21 protein-coding genes are annotated in these 17,092 nt (G+C 40.9%); 3 read left to right on the forward strand and 18 right to left on the reverse strand.

All coding sequences use genetic code 11. The annotated features are described in order from the left end of the window. Nucleotides 1-550 precede the first annotated feature (550 nt). Nucleotides 551-862, forward strand: coding sequence for a type II toxin-antitoxin system antitoxin (locus EXS92_RS00845; protein ID WP_001134062.1), 312 nt, complete (start codon nt 551-553; stop codon nt 860-862). Continuing rightward, nucleotides 849-1,181, forward strand: a complete 333-nt coding sequence (locus EXS92_RS00850) for a type II toxin-antitoxin system RelE/ParE family toxin (protein WP_021176254.1) — start codon at nt 849-851, stop codon at nt 1,179-1,181. Before EXS92_RS00845 ends, EXS92_RS00850 begins: the two co-directional genes overlap by 14 nt. Before the next feature lie 22 nt (nt 1,182-1,203). Here EXS92_RS00850 and EXS92_RS00855 read toward each other — a convergent pair whose 3' ends face one another. Beyond that, the gene (locus tag EXS92_RS00855) at nt 1,204-1,371 is read right to left on the reverse strand and encodes a hypothetical protein (RefSeq protein WP_001003039.1); all 168 of its coding nucleotides are present in this window, start codon (nt 1,369-1,371) and stop codon (nt 1,204-1,206) included. Between the two features lie 149 nt (nt 1,372-1,520). Here EXS92_RS00855 and EXS92_RS00860 point away from each other — a divergent pair, with 149 nt between their 5' ends. Further along, nucleotides 1,521-2,666 carry a YbfB/YjiJ family MFS transporter gene (locus EXS92_RS00860; protein ID WP_001263617.1) on the forward strand — a complete coding sequence of 382 codons (1,146 nt, stop codon included), beginning with the start codon at nt 1,521-1,523 and terminating at the stop codon, nt 2,664-2,666. Between the two features lie 5 nt (nt 2,667-2,671). On the opposite strand, the gene EXS92_RS00865 is transcribed toward EXS92_RS00860, so the two are convergent. From EXS92_RS00865 to rplU, 17 genes are all read right to left on the reverse strand, one after another. After that, a complete protein-coding gene (locus EXS92_RS00865; protein ID WP_165515226.1) occupies nt 2,672-3,637 on the reverse strand; it encodes a CobW family GTP-binding protein in 966 nt (321 codons plus the stop codon). Beyond that, nucleotides 3,637-3,981: a hypothetical protein gene (locus EXS92_RS00870; protein WP_021176252.1), complete on the reverse strand. Its 345-nt coding sequence runs from the start codon at nt 3,979-3,981 to the stop codon at nt 3,637-3,639. Before EXS92_RS00870 ends, EXS92_RS00865 begins: the two co-directional genes overlap by 1 nt. A 46-nt stretch (nt 3,982-4,027) precedes the next feature. Further along, the gene (locus EXS92_RS00875; protein ID WP_165515228.1) at nt 4,028-4,909 is read right to left on the reverse strand and encodes a polysaccharide deacetylase family protein; all 882 of its coding nucleotides are present in this window, start codon (nt 4,907-4,909) and stop codon (nt 4,028-4,030) included. Nucleotides 4,910-4,921: 12 nt separating this feature from the next. Next, nucleotides 4,922-5,800, reverse strand: a complete 879-nt coding sequence (locus EXS92_RS00880) for a carbon-nitrogen hydrolase family protein (RefSeq protein ID WP_165515230.1) — start codon at nt 5,798-5,800, stop codon at nt 4,922-4,924. A gap of 83 nt (nt 5,801-5,883) precedes the next feature. Then, complete coding sequence (locus tag EXS92_RS00885; RefSeq protein WP_000336521.1) at nt 5,884-6,288, reverse strand: hypothetical protein; 405 nt, start codon at nt 6,286-6,288, stop codon at nt 5,884-5,886. A 15-nt stretch (nt 6,289-6,303) separates the two neighbouring features. Continuing rightward, nucleotides 6,304-6,567 carry an AtpZ/AtpI family protein gene (locus tag EXS92_RS00890; RefSeq protein WP_165515232.1) on the reverse strand — a complete coding sequence of 88 codons (264 nt, stop codon included), beginning with the start codon at nt 6,565-6,567 and terminating at the stop codon, nt 6,304-6,306. A 5-nt stretch (nt 6,568-6,572) separates the two neighbouring features. Continuing rightward, the gene (hemL, locus tag EXS92_RS00895; protein WP_165515234.1) at nt 6,573-7,865 is read right to left on the reverse strand and encodes a glutamate-1-semialdehyde 2,1-aminomutase; all 1,293 of its coding nucleotides are present in this window, start codon (nt 7,863-7,865) and stop codon (nt 6,573-6,575) included. 9 nt (nt 7,866-7,874) lie between these two features. Then, complete coding sequence (locus tag EXS92_RS00900) at nt 7,875-8,429, reverse strand: YceI family protein (protein ID WP_000738980.1); 555 nt, start codon at nt 8,427-8,429, stop codon at nt 7,875-7,877. A gap of 263 nt (nt 8,430-8,692) precedes the next feature. Next, a complete protein-coding gene (locus EXS92_RS00905; RefSeq protein WP_165515236.1) occupies nt 8,693-9,688 on the reverse strand; it encodes an alginate lyase family protein in 996 nt (331 codons plus the stop codon). A gap of 194 nt (nt 9,689-9,882) precedes the next feature. Continuing rightward, nucleotides 9,883-10,965 (reverse strand): GTPase ObgE, encoded by a 1,083-nt coding sequence (obgE, locus tag EXS92_RS00910; RefSeq protein ID WP_165515238.1) that lies wholly within the window; start codon nt 10,963-10,965, stop codon nt 9,883-9,885. A 19-nt stretch (nt 10,966-10,984) separates the two neighbouring features. Further along, a complete protein-coding gene (locus EXS92_RS00915) occupies nt 10,985-11,791 on the reverse strand; it encodes an ABC transporter ATP-binding protein (protein WP_000770466.1) in 807 nt (268 codons plus the stop codon). Further along, nucleotides 11,788-12,651: an ABC transporter ATP-binding protein gene (locus EXS92_RS00920; protein WP_000599856.1), complete on the reverse strand. Its 864-nt coding sequence runs from the start codon at nt 12,649-12,651 to the stop codon at nt 11,788-11,790. Before EXS92_RS00920 ends, EXS92_RS00915 begins: the two co-directional genes overlap by 4 nt. A gap of 11 nt (nt 12,652-12,662) precedes the next feature. Continuing rightward, nucleotides 12,663-13,520, reverse strand: a complete 858-nt coding sequence (locus EXS92_RS00925) for an ABC transporter permease (protein ID WP_000443396.1) — start codon at nt 13,518-13,520, stop codon at nt 12,663-12,665. Then, nucleotides 13,520-14,524 (reverse strand): ABC transporter permease, encoded by a 1,005-nt coding sequence (locus EXS92_RS00930; RefSeq protein WP_165515240.1) that lies wholly within the window; start codon nt 14,522-14,524, stop codon nt 13,520-13,522. Before EXS92_RS00930 ends, EXS92_RS00925 begins: the two co-directional genes overlap by 1 nt. A gap of 10 nt (nt 14,525-14,534) precedes the next feature. Beyond that, nucleotides 14,535-16,175: an ABC transporter substrate-binding protein gene (locus EXS92_RS00935; RefSeq protein WP_165515242.1), complete on the reverse strand. Its 1,641-nt coding sequence runs from the start codon at nt 16,173-16,175 to the stop codon at nt 14,535-14,537. A gap of 118 nt (nt 16,176-16,293) precedes the next feature. After that, nucleotides 16,294-16,560 (reverse strand): 50S ribosomal protein L27, encoded by a 267-nt coding sequence (gene rpmA, locus EXS92_RS00940; RefSeq protein WP_000940618.1) that lies wholly within the window; start codon nt 16,558-16,560, stop codon nt 16,294-16,296. Between the two features lie 14 nt (nt 16,561-16,574). Then, nucleotides 16,575-16,889 (reverse strand): 50S ribosomal protein L21, encoded by a 315-nt coding sequence (gene rplU, locus EXS92_RS00945; RefSeq protein ID WP_040155413.1) that lies wholly within the window; start codon nt 16,887-16,889, stop codon nt 16,575-16,577. Nucleotides 16,890-17,092 lie beyond the last annotated feature (203 nt).

A 17,092-nucleotide genomic window follows, 5' to 3' on the forward strand; every position in this document is an offset into this window, starting at 1 on the left:
TTTTAAATTCTTTGTTTTTAAATTCTTTGTTTTTAAATTCTTTGTTTTTTTGGGGGGATTTGATGAAAAATCTTTTTTAGTATTTTTTATAACCAATGATAAAAGAGCTTGCCAAAAGCAAGAGATAATTTTAAAAATGAAAAAATCTTTTTTTAGCGTTTTTGTATTGTTAGTGTAAAACTTGGCGTTAATTCAAGCGGTAATCTCTTAAAAAAGTGCTTCTTTAGGGGTTTTAAGTTGGAGGTTAAAAGGGTGAGAATGGTTTCAAATACCCACTACACTTTTAAGAAAATGCATTTTATTATAAAATCAAATCTAAAACGATTATTTTTCACTCACAAAACTTTTATTCTTTTAAACTTTTTTAAAATTTTTTACTAACAGATCTTTTGATCTTTTCACTGATTTTTCAATCCGCTTTTTAATCTTTTGATCTTTAATTTTTCATTAACTTCCCAATCCGCTTTTTAATCTTTAAGTTTTGATTTCTAGTTTATCCCACTCTATCGCTTGCGCTATAATGAGCTGATATTTTAAAAAAGGAATAAGCATGCCTAACACCACCGCCAAAAAAGACTACACAAAATACAGCGAAAAACAGCTTTTTAACTTTTTAAATTCTATCAAGGTTAAGCAAAAAAGAGCGTTAGAAAAATTGAAGGAAATCCAAGCTCAAAAACAAAGAATCAAAAAAGCGCTCCAATTTAAAGCACTCCATTTAACCGAAAACGGATACACCATAGAAGAAGAGCGAGAAATCTTAGCAAGGGCTGAAGATACCAAGAACCACCTTTGTTTTAAAAGCATAGAGGATTTTAAAAAGCATTGTGAAAACTTAAGATTTAAAAATGCTGATAATTGAAACCAGTAAAAAATTTGATAAGGATCTTAAAATTCTTGTTAAAAACGGGTTTGATTTAAAGCTTTTGTATAAAGTGGTTGAAAATTTAGCCAAAGAGCAACCCCTAGCTCCCAAATACAAAGACCACCCGCTCAAAGGCGGTTTAAAAGATTTTAGGGAATGCCACCTAAAACCGGATTTATTGCTTGTCTATCAAATCAAAAAACAAGAAAACACCCTCTTTTTAGTAAGGTTAGGCAGTCATAGCGAGCTGTTTTATAAACTACCCATAACGCTTAAAAAGAACACAACAATCGCAGTTAACTCTAAACCGCTATAAAAAATAACTTAAGCGTTCAACTCTACTTTTTCTCAGTGATGCTCTCCTTTAAGCCTAGCCCATAGTTAAATCTCTGTTTCATCAATTGATCACCACCGCAAAGAAGCCTTATTCTAGTAGAAGCCTTGTTTTTATGAAGCGCTTTTGAAACAAGCTCTGTAACGCTAATAACCAACTCTTTTTCATTCAATCATGGGGTCTCTTTAATGATACACGCTCACTAAATAGCATGAACGCTCCTTGAATTTATTCTCATCTCGCTCCCATTATGCGCTATCAATTAACAAGTTTCAATATAATATAAGATCTTGTTTTTTTATAACTTTGTTAAGGATTAAAATGCGCGTGTTTGTTTGCTTTTTAGGGGTTTTTGTGTCTAACGGCTTGGCTCGTTTTGGCTATGTGGTTTTAATCCCCCTACTCATTTTATCAGGGAGTTTAACCCCACACCAAAGCTTCCAACTGGGTATTGCGGTGCTAATGGGCTATGTTTTTGGGAGTTTTTTAATCCAATTTTTAAGCCCGTTAATGTCATTAGAAAGCATCGCTAAAATCAGTTTTGGCTTGATCGCTTTGAGTTTTTTAGTCTGTTATTTTGATAGTATCCCTTTCTTTTGGCTTTGGATCTGGCGTTTTATCGCCGGTGTGGCTAGCAGCGCGTTAATGATTTTAGTCGCTCCTCTCTCTTTGCCCTATGTCAAAGAACATAAAAAAGCCTTAGTGGGAGGGCTTATTTTTAGCGCTGTAGGCATTGGATCTGTCTTTAGCGGGTTTGTTCTGCCTTGGATCAGCTCTTATAATATCAAATGGGCATGGATTTTTTTAGGGGGCAGTTGTTTGATAGCCTTTATCCTTTCCTTAGTGGGGTTAAAAACCCGTTCTTTAAGGAAAAAATCCGTTAAAAAAGAAGAAAGCGCGTTTAAAATCCCCTTTCATTTGTGGTTATTGCTCATTTCTTGCGCGCTCAATGCGATTGGTTTTTTACCGCACACGCTTTTTTGGGTGGATTACTTGATTCGTCATTTGAATATCTCCCCCACTATCGCTGGGACTTCATGGGCGTTTTTTGGTTTTGGAGCCACGCTTGGCTCTTTAATCAGCGGCCCGATGGCTCAAAAGCTAGGGGCTAAAAACGCCAATATCTTTATCCTCATTTTAAAATCTATCGCATGCTTTTTGCCCATTTTTTTCCACCAAATCTCTTTACTCAATTTAAGCATCTTTATAATGGGAGCAGCCACAACCGCCAATATCAATTTATTCAGCATGATGGCTTTAAAAATTGCAGGCGCGAAGCATTTCGCTCAAGCGTCTTCGTGGGTGGTGTTTTCTTTTGGTATTTTCCAAGCGCTTTTTTCGTATCTTTTTACGATCTTTTTAGGGGATTTGGGCTATGTTTTGATTTTTGTTATTTGTGGGGTGTGTTTGGTTTTAAGCTTCATCGTTCTTTTCCCTATCAAAATGCAAACAGCTACCAATAAATAGAAAAATTATGGGGTTTCAAAACCCTTGATGCCGAGAAAATCCTTAAAACCCTTTAAGGAATTTAAGATTTTTTCACGCTCTAAATGGCACATGATAAAAACGAGGTTAGAGCCGTTTTGATCCTTTAAAATATGTTTAGGCGGGTAAATGACATGCATCACGCCGTTAATACTCACTAAAAGATCGCTTCCAATATCAATAATCCCCTTTATGCGTAAAATCTGCGTGCCGTATTGATGCAACAACAAACTCAGCCAAATCCCAAACGCGCTCCATTCCATCACCCCTTCAAACCTGATGCTTAAAGTCTCAAAGCCTTGCGAGTGTGAATCTTTTGGCATTCTTGGCATAAAATTTCGCGCCCTATTTTTGCACGAAAAAAAGCTTTCGTAATCTATATTTTTCTTGTCAAAAATTTCTGCGCTAGGGTTAAGGGATTGTATTCGCTCTTTTAGTTTTATTAGATCCACGCTGTCGTTTTGCAAATCCATTTTGGTCAATAAAACGCTATCAGCAAAAACGATTTGCTCTTTAGCTTCGTTGTTGGTTAAATGCGTTTTAGCGTTCAATGCATCCACGCAAGCCACCACGCTTTGAATCTCAAAATGTGCCCCTAAAAAAACATCGCTCAAAATCGTCCATAAAATCGGTGCCGGGTTGGCTAAACCGGTGGTTTCAATGATGACGCGCTTTAAAATTTCGCCGCGCCATTCATAGTTATTGAGCGTGGCTTTTAGAGACTCCACTAAATCTAAGCGTTTGTTGCAACACACGCACCCTGCGTTAAGATAGAGCATTTTTTCACCGCAATATTGAACGCTTAAGATGCGCTGATCCAAAGCGGCTTGCCCGATTTCATTGATGATGAGGGCGACGCCTTGGTGATCCATTTGGTTTAAATATTCGCTTAAAAAACTCGTTTTACCGCTGCCTAAAAAACCGGTGATGAGCGTGATAGGGATTTTAGGCATCAGTGAGTGGCGTGTGGGTTTTGATTTAAAAACGCTAACAGATTAGAATCTAGCGCGTCCATTTCTTTTTTGGATAAGTTTTGTGCCTTACCCCATAAATCGCCTAAATCATTCACGATCACGCTCTGCCCTTTTTTATCGCGCAGCACAAATTTTGCGCCTTGCCAATCATCAATTTTTAGCCCATAAAACGCCAAAATTTGATTGAGCAACCCCACCCGTTTGAGCCTCGCTCTTTTGCGTTCTCTGGCGTTTTCATTCGTGCTAATAAGTGCATTTGGCTCTTTCAAATTTTCATCACTCCAATGAAAAGAGCTGATAAGTTCCCCGCATAAAACGCACATCTTCCAACCTTTTAATCAAACGCCAAAAATCTTTTTGGCGTTATCGCTATTTTTTCCTAGGGTTTCGTTTTAAGAAATCATCAGCGATTTCATTGAATGTTACCCAACGCACGCCCTCGTGCTTGTTGATATGCTCAATGATTTTTTCATGCATGAGCAACACTTGCGGACGGGCGCTCACATCAGGGTGGATTGTCATGCTAAACACCGCATAATCCATCTCACGATAAACCCAATCAAATTGATCGATCCACATTTGCCCTATATCGTGCGGGCTTACAAAACCAAAACTATTGGGGGATTTTTTGATAAACATCATCGGTGGCAAATCGTCCAAATACCAGTTCGCAGGGATTTCCACTAAATTTGTTTCCACCCCACGGATTAAAGGCTTCATCCAATCCTTGGCTTCCAAACTATAATCAATCTTGCTCCAACTATCCCCCACGCGCACATAATAGGGCGTGAAATCATTGTGCATGAGCGAGTGGTCGTATTTGAAGCCGTGTTTTAAAAGCAATTCATTAGTGATATTAGAAAACTCCCACCACGGCGCCACATAGCCTGTGGGGGCTTTGCCGGTGAGATCTTTAATCAATTCAATGCTTTTTAACAAAACGTCTTCTTCTTGCTTAGCGCTCATAGCGATAGGGTTTTCATGCGAATACCCATGTGCGCCCATTTCATGCCCTGCATCCACGATCATTTTCATTTGCTCTGGAAAAGTTTCAATAGAATGCCCCGGTGCAAACCAAGTCGCAGGGAGATGGTATTTTTTAAACAATTTCAAAAGCCGTGGGATCCCCACTTCACCCGCAAAAAGCCCGCGCGAAATATCATCAGGCGAATCCTCTCCACCATAGCTCCCCAGCCAACCAGCCACCGCATCAATATCCACACCATAAGCCACTAAAATTTCTTTTGCCATAATCGCTCCTTTTTAAGTGAGTTTTCCAAACCCCTTTTTGGTGAGTTTGGTGTCAAAATCTTGTAAATAAGGGATTTTTTGGCGTTGCAGTGCCGCTTCGTTTAAATCCATTTCAGCGATAATGACTTCATTAAGCTTGGTGGCTTGCGCGATGATTTTCCCATTGGGTGCGATGATTCTTGAATCGCCGGCAAACTCTAGCGTTTGTTTTAATTTAGCGTTAGTTTCTTCCCCACTATGATTGCACGCGCACACAAAACAGCCATTTTCCAACGCTCTAGCCCTGCTCAATAAATCCCAATTATAAGCCCTAGCTTTGCCAAACGCGCTAGGATAGATTAAAACCTCAGCCCCTTGTAACGCTAAAAGATTCGCACCCACGCCAAAGCCGATTTCATAGCAAATTTGCAAACCCACTTTCGCGCTAAAATCCCCAAAATCCAGCGTAAAAACCTCGTATTTTTTGCCCCTTCTAAAGCGCGATTTTTCATCGCCCCACAAATAGATTTTACGGTGTTTGCCAACGATTTTACCTTTTGGTGGAATGATATAAGCGCTATCGTAAAGTTTTTGATTGGTTTTTTCAATGCTGCATGCCACTAGATGCACTTTATTAGATTTTGCAAAATCGCTTAACGCGCTCAACGACTCGTTTTTTAGCTCGCCATGCTCTATCGCTTTAAAATCCAACCCAAAATCCGCGTCTTTATCATTCACGAAATAACCGCTATCAAACAATTCCGGTAAAACAATGAGATTCGCGCCTTTGTCGTGGGCTTCTTTGGCTAGGTTGAGCGCTAATTGCAGGTTTTCATTTAAGGCGTAGGGTTTGGATTGCATTTGAATCACGGCGGTTTTTAGGATTCTTTTAGCGGGATTTTTTGTTTTCAAGATCCACTCCCATTTTTGTTTTTATTGTATAGGATTAAAAATTAAAAGAGGGTTAAAGGGGTTAAAATCCGCATGCGTTTGTGTCAAAACTTACCATTATTGTTTAAGAATCGTAATAACGCGCTAGAGAGCGAGCTCACAAACACGCCGATAAGAAAGATTAACCCATTAAAAAGATGCAAGAATAAAAGTGCTCCTAAAATGCCTAGTAAAACCCCATACCCCCCTAAACGCCACACATTGAAAGACATTTCCAAACCCAGGGCGAATTTTTGAAATTTTTGCTTTTCTTCTTTTTCTCCTGAATTTTGTTTCCTTAAATCCAAACGCTTTTTAACGCCGTAATACGAAGACAACGCCACGATAAAAAACCCCAAAAACCCCCCCTCAAAATTCAAAACCCCTTGAAATGCTTGGAAAAAATAAACGATGATCGCGCTAACTATATTGATAGAAAGTAAAACAAGCAAGCATTGGATTTGGCACATGGGCTTTTATGGTATTTATTTTGTTTTGTTTTGTGTGTATTTAGGGTCTTTGGCTAATTCTTTATAGTCTTTTTGCATGTTTTTATAAGCTTTATAGACATTAAGAAAGCTCGCTAACACGCCCCAAATAACCCCAAGCCAAAAAAGCCACGAAATATGAGTGAGCTCTTTAAGCCCATAGCCTATAGCCACGCCCATAAGGATCGCTACCACCATAGACAGCCCTAAGCTCAAATAATTCGCCCCCTCTATGAATTTATAATACTTTGGCTTTTTCAAAAAAATCACACGCCCTTTATGATTTCATCAAAACTTTCATCGGCTTTTGCGATCGTAAAATCAATCATCTCTTCAGTCATAGGCTCACAAATAAAGCCGGTTTCAAAGCTTGAACATGCCAAATACACGCCCTTAAAAAGCATTTTTTGATGGAATTTTGCAAACATCTCCGTATCGCTTTTTAAAGCGTCATCAAAATCACGCACCGCATTTTCATTAAAGAAAAAGCCAAACATGCTCCCCATGTTAAGCGTCTCTAAAGCGATGTTATAGTTTTGAGCGCTCTTTTTTAAACCTTGAGTCAAACGAACGGCTAAAGCGTTCAAGCGAGTATAAAGGGTTTTGTCTCTTTTGATTTTATAAAGCGCGCTCAACCCCGCGCACACCGCTAGGGGGTTACCGCTCAAAGTGCCTGCTTGATACACGCCTCCAATGGGCGAAAGCAAGTCCATAATTTCCGCACGCCCCCCAAAACACGCCAAAGGAAGCCCCGCGCCTATCACTTTACCAAAGGTTACCAAATCCGGCACGACGCCATAAAATTCTTGCGAACCGCTCAAACTCGCTCTAAAACCGCTCATCACTTCATCTAAGATCAGCACCGCTTGGTATTTTTCACACAAAGCCTTTAAGCCTAGTAAAAACTCTTTTTGAGCCGGCACTAACCCCATATTCCCAGCAATGGGTTCAATGATAACACAACCCACATCGCCTTTTTTAAAGCATTCTTCTGCGGAGTTCAAGTCGTTATAACGAGCCACCAGAGTGTGTTTGCTAAAATCGTTCGGCACGCCTAAAGAAGAAGGAGAGCCAAAAGTAGTGCACCCGCTACCCGCTTTCACCAACAAAGAGTCGCTATGCCCATGGTAGCACCCTTCAAACTTGATCAAATCGTCTTTTTGGCTATAAGCTCTAGCGAGTCGTATCGCGCTCATGGTCGCTTCTGTGCCGCTATTCACTAAACGCACCTTATCTAAGCCTTCATAACAAGAAATGATTTCCTTAGCTAAAGTGGTTTCTAACTCCGTGGGAGCGCCAAAAGAAGTGCCTTTTTTTAATGCATTAATAATATTTTCTTCAATTTCTTCATCAGCATGCCCAAAAATCAAAGGCCCCCAGCTTTGCACAAAATCTATATAACGGTTGTTATCCACATCATAAAGATACGCCCCCTTACCTTTTAAAATAAAGGGTGGAGTGCCTTTAACGCTCTTAAACGCCCTAACTGGTGAATTGACCCCCCCAGCGATCACTTGCTTAGCTTCATTAAAATCATTAATGCTGTGCAACAACTCCATGATTTTACATTATCCCTTAATCATGCTTTCAAATTGGATTTCCACTTGCGACCAAGTCAAGCCCTCATGAAAACTTTCGCATCGTTTAGCCAAGCTCGCTAATTCGTTTTTCAAGCCAAAATTCAATAAATCCAAGACCCCTTTAACCACGAGCTTATCATCAGCAATCGTGTATTGCATAGGCACTTTCACTAGCTTTTCATTCATCCTCACATAAGCCGTAAGAGAACCTGCATGATCGCCTTCTATCACATTCCTAAAAGTTACTTTAATGTTAGTGTTTTTAAAAAGAGCGAAAAAAGCTTCCTTAACGTTTTTGTTTTTAGTGTCATCGCCCAAATTGACTTTCAAGCTATCCATGCTCGCGCTCGCCCCTTCTAAAAGGGTTTTCAAACTATCTTGAGATTTGCCTAGTTTATAAGTGATGCTTTCAAAACTCCCACTCACTGGCGTTTTAGCCTTAGTTTTAAAGGCTGTCCATGTCGTTTTAGCTGAAGATAGATCCAAATTCACCGCTTGCAAAAACCCTGCTAGTAAAACCGATACCAAAACCATTTTTTTCATTCATTATCCTTTAATGTGGTCTTATCAAAAACGCCTATTATTTTAGTGTAAAAATACGCATGCTTACAACTAAAATGATTCATTTTGATAATCATTTGCACTCTAAATACGACTTAAAGATACAATTGCGTTTATTTTAAACTCTTTTTGTAAATAATGCACTGAACCAAACATTTTCAATCAGTAAAAAAATATTTTTATTGGAGCGCATGACTTAAGAAAAGGGAACAACCTCTACGCTATGATCTTGAATGCAGAAAAATTCATGGCGATCGGAGTTTCAGCCTGAAGCCATCTTCATGCAAATCGCCTTGCTCTAAAAGCTCATCCGCGCTAGGGCTAGAATAATGTTTGGCTAAAATAATGAAATAGGCGTTGTTATGCACCCCAATGAGGTTAGGCTGGAAATAGGGGAAAGTTTCAGGGTTTAGAATCCATGTTGCGGCTTTGTTATACGCCACAGAGAGCCTTTGTCCGGCTCCACTACCCCACAAATCATACCCGTTCTCAAAAAGCAATTCTCCTGATATAGTTATCGCAAGAAGCGCAAAATTGGTATAAGCTATCCCCTTAATGCCCTTTGTAGGGCCACCATGATAATCGCTCGTATCGCTCCTAGTGATCGCGCTAGGGATAACCCCGTTCTCATCTATGGCTTTAAATATCCAATCCTGCCACCGATTAGCGCTACTTTGCAAAAGGGCATGATCGTCTAGCGCTAAAGCAGAGCTCACATCAAAGAGAATCCCCCACGCCCCATGGTTAGTGTTAAGAGCCGATTGAGAATACTGACGCATCCGCCTAATGAAATCTTCATATTCTGGGCTAGGAAATTCTTTTTTGACAAACCAATAAGCCATGTTCATATAAGGCATGTAAAAATTGATATTGTCCTCGCTTTGATAAGTGTCCACGCTTTGAAGCTCATTAGCCCAAGCGTTTAAAATCTCTATAGCTTTTAAGCCGTATGGTTTGTTTTGGCTCACTAAATAGCCTAGCGCTAAGTCATAGGAAACCATAGCGGATTTTTTAAAACTCTTGGTGCAAGAATCAGGCTCTCTAACCCCAGTAGCAGTGTAGTGTTTTGATGCGTTAAGTTGCGCGCATGGCTGTATTGTTTGGGAAAGCTTTTTATCAAGGTGGAGTTTTTGGGGCAAATCTATAGATTTAAAATCCCTAAAAAAGTAATCTTGCTCAGCGTAAGCTTGAACGCAAACGCAAACACATATGAATAATAAGAATAAAACAAATCTTTTCATCTCTCGCCTTTGCTTGAATTGATTAAAAAATAGCGTTTTATGGCAACGCTTTTAACAACAGAAATTTCACGCCATTACATTATGCGTGTGTCTTTGTGCATCTTATGAAACACCCTCTATAATCCCACCCCACACGCTATAATTTAGTGGAGTGTATCTGGCTTGATTAAACTATTTTCAAATACAACAGGGCTTCATTGTAACGTTTTCAACAACACAAATTTGAGCGCATGCGTATTAAGGGCGCTAGCCGCTGAAAGGGGCAAGACAAAGAGCGCTGATTGTTCATTAGGGCTATTTTCAAAATCGCTGGTTAAATTGGGGTGTAAAAATCCTAAATACGGCTCTAAATCAAACGCCTCTAATTTTTGCGCTTCCAAGTTTAAAAAGGCGCAAAAATCCTTAGTCATCTCATCAATGTTTTCTACAACATCGCATTTATTGAGCAACACCCCAAAAGGCTTATTGGCCAGAGTGGGTGAAAATTTTTCCAACTCCAACCTCAAGCGTTTGTATTGCTCTTTAATGCTCAAATCCAGCCTGGAAGCGTCTAAAACAAAGGCTAAAACTTTGGTGCGTTCAATGTGCTTTAAAAAGCTAATCCCTAAGCCTTTTCCCTCACTAGCCCCTTCAATAATGCCAGGAATATCCGCCATTAGAAATCCGCTTTTTTCATCCACGCTCACAACCCCTAAATTAGGCACTAAAGTCGTAAATTCATAGTTAGCGATTTTAGGCTTAGCGTTAGAGATGGTGGAAATGAGCGTGGATTTACCCGCATTAGGGAAGCCCACTAACCCTATATCAGCGATGAGCTTTAATTCCAAACGCACGCATTTTTCAACCCCCTCTAAGCCTTTTTGCGCGTAAGTGGGTTGCTGTTTAGTCGCGCTTTTAAAATGCGCATTCCCTAACCCCCCCTTGCCTCCTTTTAAGGCTAACACCCTTTCTTTAGGTTCCACCAAATCAAGCCACAACTCATCACCTACAAAAACCTGCGTTCCTGGCGGCACGACAATAATTTTGTCTTCGCCCTTTTTACCCGCGCAATTTCGTGTGCCTCCTGGAGCCCCGTTTTTAGCCTTATGGTGTTTAGTGCCTCTAAAACTCGCTAAAGTGTCGGTATTGTTATCCACTTCAAAATACACATCGCCCCCATCGCCTCCATCGCCTCCGTCAGGGCCTCCTTTGATGACAAATTTTTCTCGCCTAAAACTCACCATTCCAGGCCCCCCCTTACCCGAAGCGATGATGATTTCCACGCTATCTACAAACACAGCTTAAATACCCTTTCTTTTATTCAGCAAACCTTTGCATGGATTTTTCCAAATGCGGCACCGCATTGAGTAATTTCTGCGTATAAGGGTGCTTTGGAGCGCTTATCACGCTATCCACATCCCCGGTTTCTACGATTTGCCCTTGATTCATCACGATGATTTTATCGCTAATATGCTCCACCACCCCTAAATCATGGCTGATAAAAATATAAGTCAGCCCCATTTCTTTTTGCAAATCCAAGAGCAAATTCAACACTTGCGCTTGAATGGACACGTCTAACGCAGACACAGGCTCATCGCAAATCACCACGCTAGGATGCAAAATGAGCGCCCTAGCAATGCCGATTCGTTGCCTTTGACCGCCTGAAAATTGGTGGGGGTAACGATCGATCCATTCTAATTTCAAGCCCACTTTTTGCATGATCTCTAGCACTTTTGCTTTGATTTCTTTTTTTGAAAAGTGAGAATTTAACAGCAAGGGTTCAGCGATAATCTCGCCCACTTTCCAGCGAGGGTTTAGGCTAGAATAAGGATCTTGAAAAATCATTTGCACCTTTTTGCGGTAATCAAACCAATCCTGTTTGCTAAAATGCAAATGGCGCTTGCCATTGAAATAAATCGCCCCGCTATCTTGCCTTTCAATCCCGGCTAAAATTTTAGCTGTCGTGCTTTTCCCGCAACCGCTCTCCCCCACGATGCTTAAAACTTCATTTTGTTCCACTTCAAAACTGATCCCATTGAGTGCATGGATCACTCTTTTAGGCTTGAATAACCCCCTGTCTATCGCATAGGATTTTTTCAATTCTTTAATTTCTAAGAGCTTCATCGCAACTCCTTTGGAAAACTCAAATAATCTGTATTTTCATCCACGGTTTCTAAGCGTTTTTTGCGGTATTCTTTGCCCGGTTTAGGGATCGCGCTTAAAAGAGCTTTCGTGTAAGGGTGTCTTGGATCAGCAAAAAGCTCTTTGGCACTCGCTTGCTCCACCACATGCCCTTTATACATCACCACCACTTCATCAGCGATCTGTGCCACCACGCCTAAATCATGGGTGATAAACAAAATAGAAGTGCCTTTTTTTTGTTGCAATTCTTTCATCAATTCTAAAATCTGCGCTTGAATGGTTACATCTAAGGCTGTCGTCGGCTCATCAGCGATCAAGATTTCAGGCTCACACACCATAGCCATAGCGATCATCACCCTTTGGCGCTGCCCCCCGCTGAGATTGAAAGGGTATTCATGGTATTTATCCCCGGCATGGGGAATGCCTACGCGTTCTAACTCATAGACCACCCTTTCTAATCGTTCTTTTTTATTAAGGTTAGGGTGGTGGATTTTCAACACTTCATTGATTTGAAACCCCACCGTGTAGGAAGGGTTTAGGCTCGTCATAGGCTCTTGAAAGATCATGCCAATTTTCTTGCCCCTGATTTCTTTTTGCATCTGTTTTTCTTTGAGTTGCAACAAATCCTGCCCTAAAAATTGAATGCTCCCCCCTACAATTTTCCCGGGCTTTTCAATCAACCCTAGAATAGAAAGCGAAGTGATGCTTTTCCCGCTCCCGCTCTCCCCTACAATGCAAAGCGTTTGAGACTTTTTCAAGCCAAAACTCACGCCATCTACTGCTTTATTCACGCCCTTATCGGTGAAAAAATAAGTTTTTAAGTCTTTAACTTCTAAAATCATGCAAGCTCCTTTTAAGAGGCCCGTTTAGGATCTAAAGCGTCCATGATGCCATCGCCTACCAGATTAAAACTCATGACCGTTAAAAAAATCATCACCCCAGGGAAAACGAGCATCCAAGGAGCGGTAGCGATATACTGCATGGAGTTCATCAGCATCGCCCCCCATTCAGGTTTGGGAGGTTGCGCCCCAAGACCTAAGAAGCTCAGCGCGGCCGCTTCTAAAACCGTGGAAGCAAAACCCATTGTAACTTGCACGATCAAAGGGATAATGCAATTAGGGAAAATCACCTTACACATCAAACGAAGGTGCGAAGAGCCATTGATCTTAGAAGCGATCACGTATTCTTTCTCTTTTTCGCTTAACACAGAACTGCGCACCAATCTTGCAAACCCAGGGATCCCTACAAACCCAATAGCGAGCATGGCGTTAGTGAGTGAGGGCCCTAACACCGCAACCACAATCACGATCAATAAAATAGAGGGCAAGGCGAACATAATATCCATGATACGCATGATAACCGCATCCGTTTTCCCCCCAAAATACCCCGCTATCAGCCCTAGTATCGTGCCAAAAAAGACTGCAATCCCCATAGACACAATCCCTATGGTTAAAGAAATCCTAGCCCCATAGATCAAGCGGCTCAAAATATCGCGCCCCAAATCATCGGTGCCTAAAAGGTATTTAGCATTCCCCCCATGCTCCCATATAGGTTTTAAAAGGCGATCTTGCGCGTTTTGCGCATAAGGATCATAAGGGGCTAAAAGGGGCGCAAAAACAGCGCAAACCACCAATAAAAGCACAATCCATGCCCCAACGACCGCCGCCTTATTTTTTTTGAATTGTTGGATAAATTCTCTAAAAGACTCCATTATGACAACCTTATTCTAGGATCAATAAAAGCGTATAAAATATCCACTAAGAGATTAGCCCCAATATACATCATGGCAATAATCAAAGACATGGACTGGATAATGGGGAAATCGCGCTGGTTGAGCGCATTGACGATCCACTTGCCAATCCCAGGCCATGAGAAAACCGTTTCAGTTATCATGCTCCCCCCTAAAAGCCCGGCCAACATCAAGCCTGCGACAGTCGTTACAGGGATTAACGCATTACGCAAAGTGTGCACAAAAATCACCCTAAAGGAGCTGCACCCCTTAGCTTTAGCGGTGCGCACGTAATCTTCTTTAGACACTTCTGCCATGCTCGCGCGAGTCATTCTCGCAATAACAGCGGTAGAAACCGTGGCTAACACAATGCTAGGCAAAATCAAGTGCTTAATCGTATCCACAAACGCCCCATAATCTCCTGCGATCAAGCTGTCTATCAAATAAAGACCTGTGGGGCCATCTAAATAATACACATCGCTCAAACGCCCAAAAACAGGCAACCACCCCAATTGCACGCTAAAGATATAAATCAGCATGAGCCCTAGCCAAAACACCGGCATAGAAATCCCGGCTAAAGCGAAAGTCATGCTGGAATAATCAAACACGCTATAGCGTTTGATCGCAGCCAACACGCCAACGCTAATACCCAAAACAAGAGCCATAAACAAAGCGATCAAGGCTAATTCCACCGTAGCCGGGAAGCGTTGCCAAAACTCATGCATCACAGGCTCACCAGTCATGATAGAAGTGCCAAAATTGCCATGCAACACGTTATTGATAAAGAAAAAATACTGCTCTATCAAGGGCTTATTCAAGCCAAACTGCTCCCTTAAAGCGTCAATAGCGGCTTGATTGGCCTTTTCGCCTAAAATCACTAACGCCGGATCTCCTGGCACTAAATGCACCATCATAAACACGATAATGCTCACTCCAAACAGCGTGGGAATCGCCCACAAAATACGCTTAATGATAAAACTCAGCATGCAACCCCTTTCATTTTTCTAAATACACCTTAAAGAAGCGATTCACGCTCACTCCGGTCGTTTTATAGCCTTTGACTTTAGACAAGTGCGGCACCACTGAATAAGGATAGGCTAAAGGCACATAGGGTGCGTCTTTATGGATAATTTCTTGAGCCTTTAAATAAAGGGCTTCCCTCTCCTTTTGATCCGAAACCCGTTTAGCCTTTATGAGCAGATCGGAAAAGGCGTCGCTCTTATAAAAGGAACCATTTTGAGTGGGTATAGCTGAGGCGGCTTGCTTGCTCCATAAGGTGTATAAGAAATTATCCGGATCCGCAATGTCTGCCATCCAGCCTGCAAACGCCATTTCATGCTCGCCCAGGCCCGTTCTTTTCAAATAAGCCCCCCACTCATACACTTCAATTTTCACATCAATGCCAATTTTAGCCAGGCTCGCTTGTATGAATACCGCTCCTTTTGGGTTACGAGTGGAAGTGGTAAAAATGGTGGTTTTAAAGCCGTTAGGATAGCCCGCTTGTTTCAGTAACTCCTTAGCCTTTTTCAAATCGTATTCGTAGGGTTTGATATTATAGTTATAACCCCATATAGTGGGCGGGAAAGGATTGACCATTTTTTGAGCAAAGCCTTCATAAATCACCTTGATGTAATCATCAACATTGATGGCATGATTGATAGCCAAACGCACCAAAGGGTTGTTAAAATACTTTTTTTGCGTGTTCAATGAAAGCCAGTTGGCGATTAGTCCAGGGCTTTTATCCACCACGATATTAGGAAGTTTTTCTAACTGCTCCACTTCATTAAGGTTAGGCCCGGTCATTAGCATGATTTCGCCGGTGCGTAGCGCCAAAGCGCGAGTGGAAGAATTAGGAATGGTGCGCACCACCACCTTATCCAAATAAGCTTTAGGCCCCCAATAATCCTGATTTTTTAGAAGAATGATTTTTTCATCTTTATTCCACAAAAAGAATTTGAAAGGTCCTGTCCCAACAGGTTTTTTGGCTAATTCGTCTTTTTTATTATTTTGAGCCAAATAATCAGCGTAATCCTTACTCAAAATGCTCAAAAAGTCCATGCCTAAATTGGCTAAAAACGGAGCTTCTGGCCCATTAAGCGTGAATTTGATCGTGTAATCATCTAAAGCTTCAATGCTCTTAATAATATGAGACATGCCCATGCCTTCCCAATACTTATAGCTTTTAGCCCCTGGGCTATAGTATCGTTTAGCCTTATCCATTTGGCGCTCAAAAGAAAACAGCACATCTTTAGCACTAAACTCTACTTTTTTATTCCAATACTTCGTCTGGTGGAAATAAACCCCTTTGCGTAAATGAAAGGTATATACAAGACCATCTGGGGATATTTCCCAGCTTGTCGCTAAAGCGGGTTCAATTTCTGTGGTGCCGTATTTGAATTGCACGAGCGTGTCATAAATATTGCCTGTCGCCACATAGCTTTCGCCATCAGTTACTAAAGCAGGATCCATGCTTGAGCCATCAGCGCCTCTAGCAAAAACTAAAACGCCTCCAAAACGCTTTTGCTCTTCAACAGAAACATTGGACGGATTAAGAGTGGTGTTTTCTGAAGCTTTTAAAAAAACCCCAAACAATAATAAAACAGAAAGGGATAAACCCTTGATAAAAACGCTATTCATAAACTAGTCTCCACAACACATATTCTACAAAGAGTAGAGATCTAAATTATAAATATTTTATAGCGTTTATAGGTGTTTCACAAACACCTAAAGGTTTAATTGACCTTTAAAGGTTACCCTATTCCCCAAAATTTTGACTAACCACAGAAACCTTCTTGCGGTTTCTGTCTTTATGCTCAAACTTCACAACGCCATCTATGAGCGCGTATAAGGTATGGTCTTTCCCCATGCCCACATTATTACCGGGGTGCATTTTAGTGCCTCTTTGGCGCACGATAATATTCCCTGCTCTCACAAATTCTGAGCCAAATTTTTTCACGCCTAAGCGTCTTCCTGCAGAATCTCTGTTATTCTGCGTGCTCCCTTGACCTTTCTTGTGTGCCATTGTTTAATACTCCTTTATGCTACAATTTTAGTGATTCTCACACGAGTGAAATCTCTTCTAAAACCACGCTTGGTTTTGCTGTCTTTTCGGCGGCGTTTTTTGAAAGTGATGACTTTTTTGCCGCGCCCTTCATTGATCACTTCCGCTTCAATTTTAGCCCCATTCACAAAGGGTTTCCCGCAAGAGAACTTGCCCTCTTTGGATACGGCTAACACTTCCACTAATTCCACTAAAGCCTTAGGCTCTTTATTTATTTTATCCAATAAAACAATATCGCCTTCAACGACTTTATATTGCTTACCGCCATGTTTGAATATTGCGTATGACATTTCTATTCCTTAAAAATTGAACGCTCTTTTTAAAATAAACGCTTATTATAGTGAGTATTTGCTAAAATGTAACTTTAAATTGAGATTAAATTCACATTAAAAGAATTTTTTTACTCAAAAACACCCCATTTAACCCGCCATTATTAACCCGCATTGCCCCACTCAAACCACTCACAATTGCTATTAACTTGTTTTGGAATACT

The organism is Helicobacter pylori, assembly GCF_011175115.1.
Classification (GTDB): Bacteria; Campylobacterota; Campylobacteria; order Campylobacterales; family Helicobacteraceae; genus Helicobacter; species Helicobacter pylori_DF.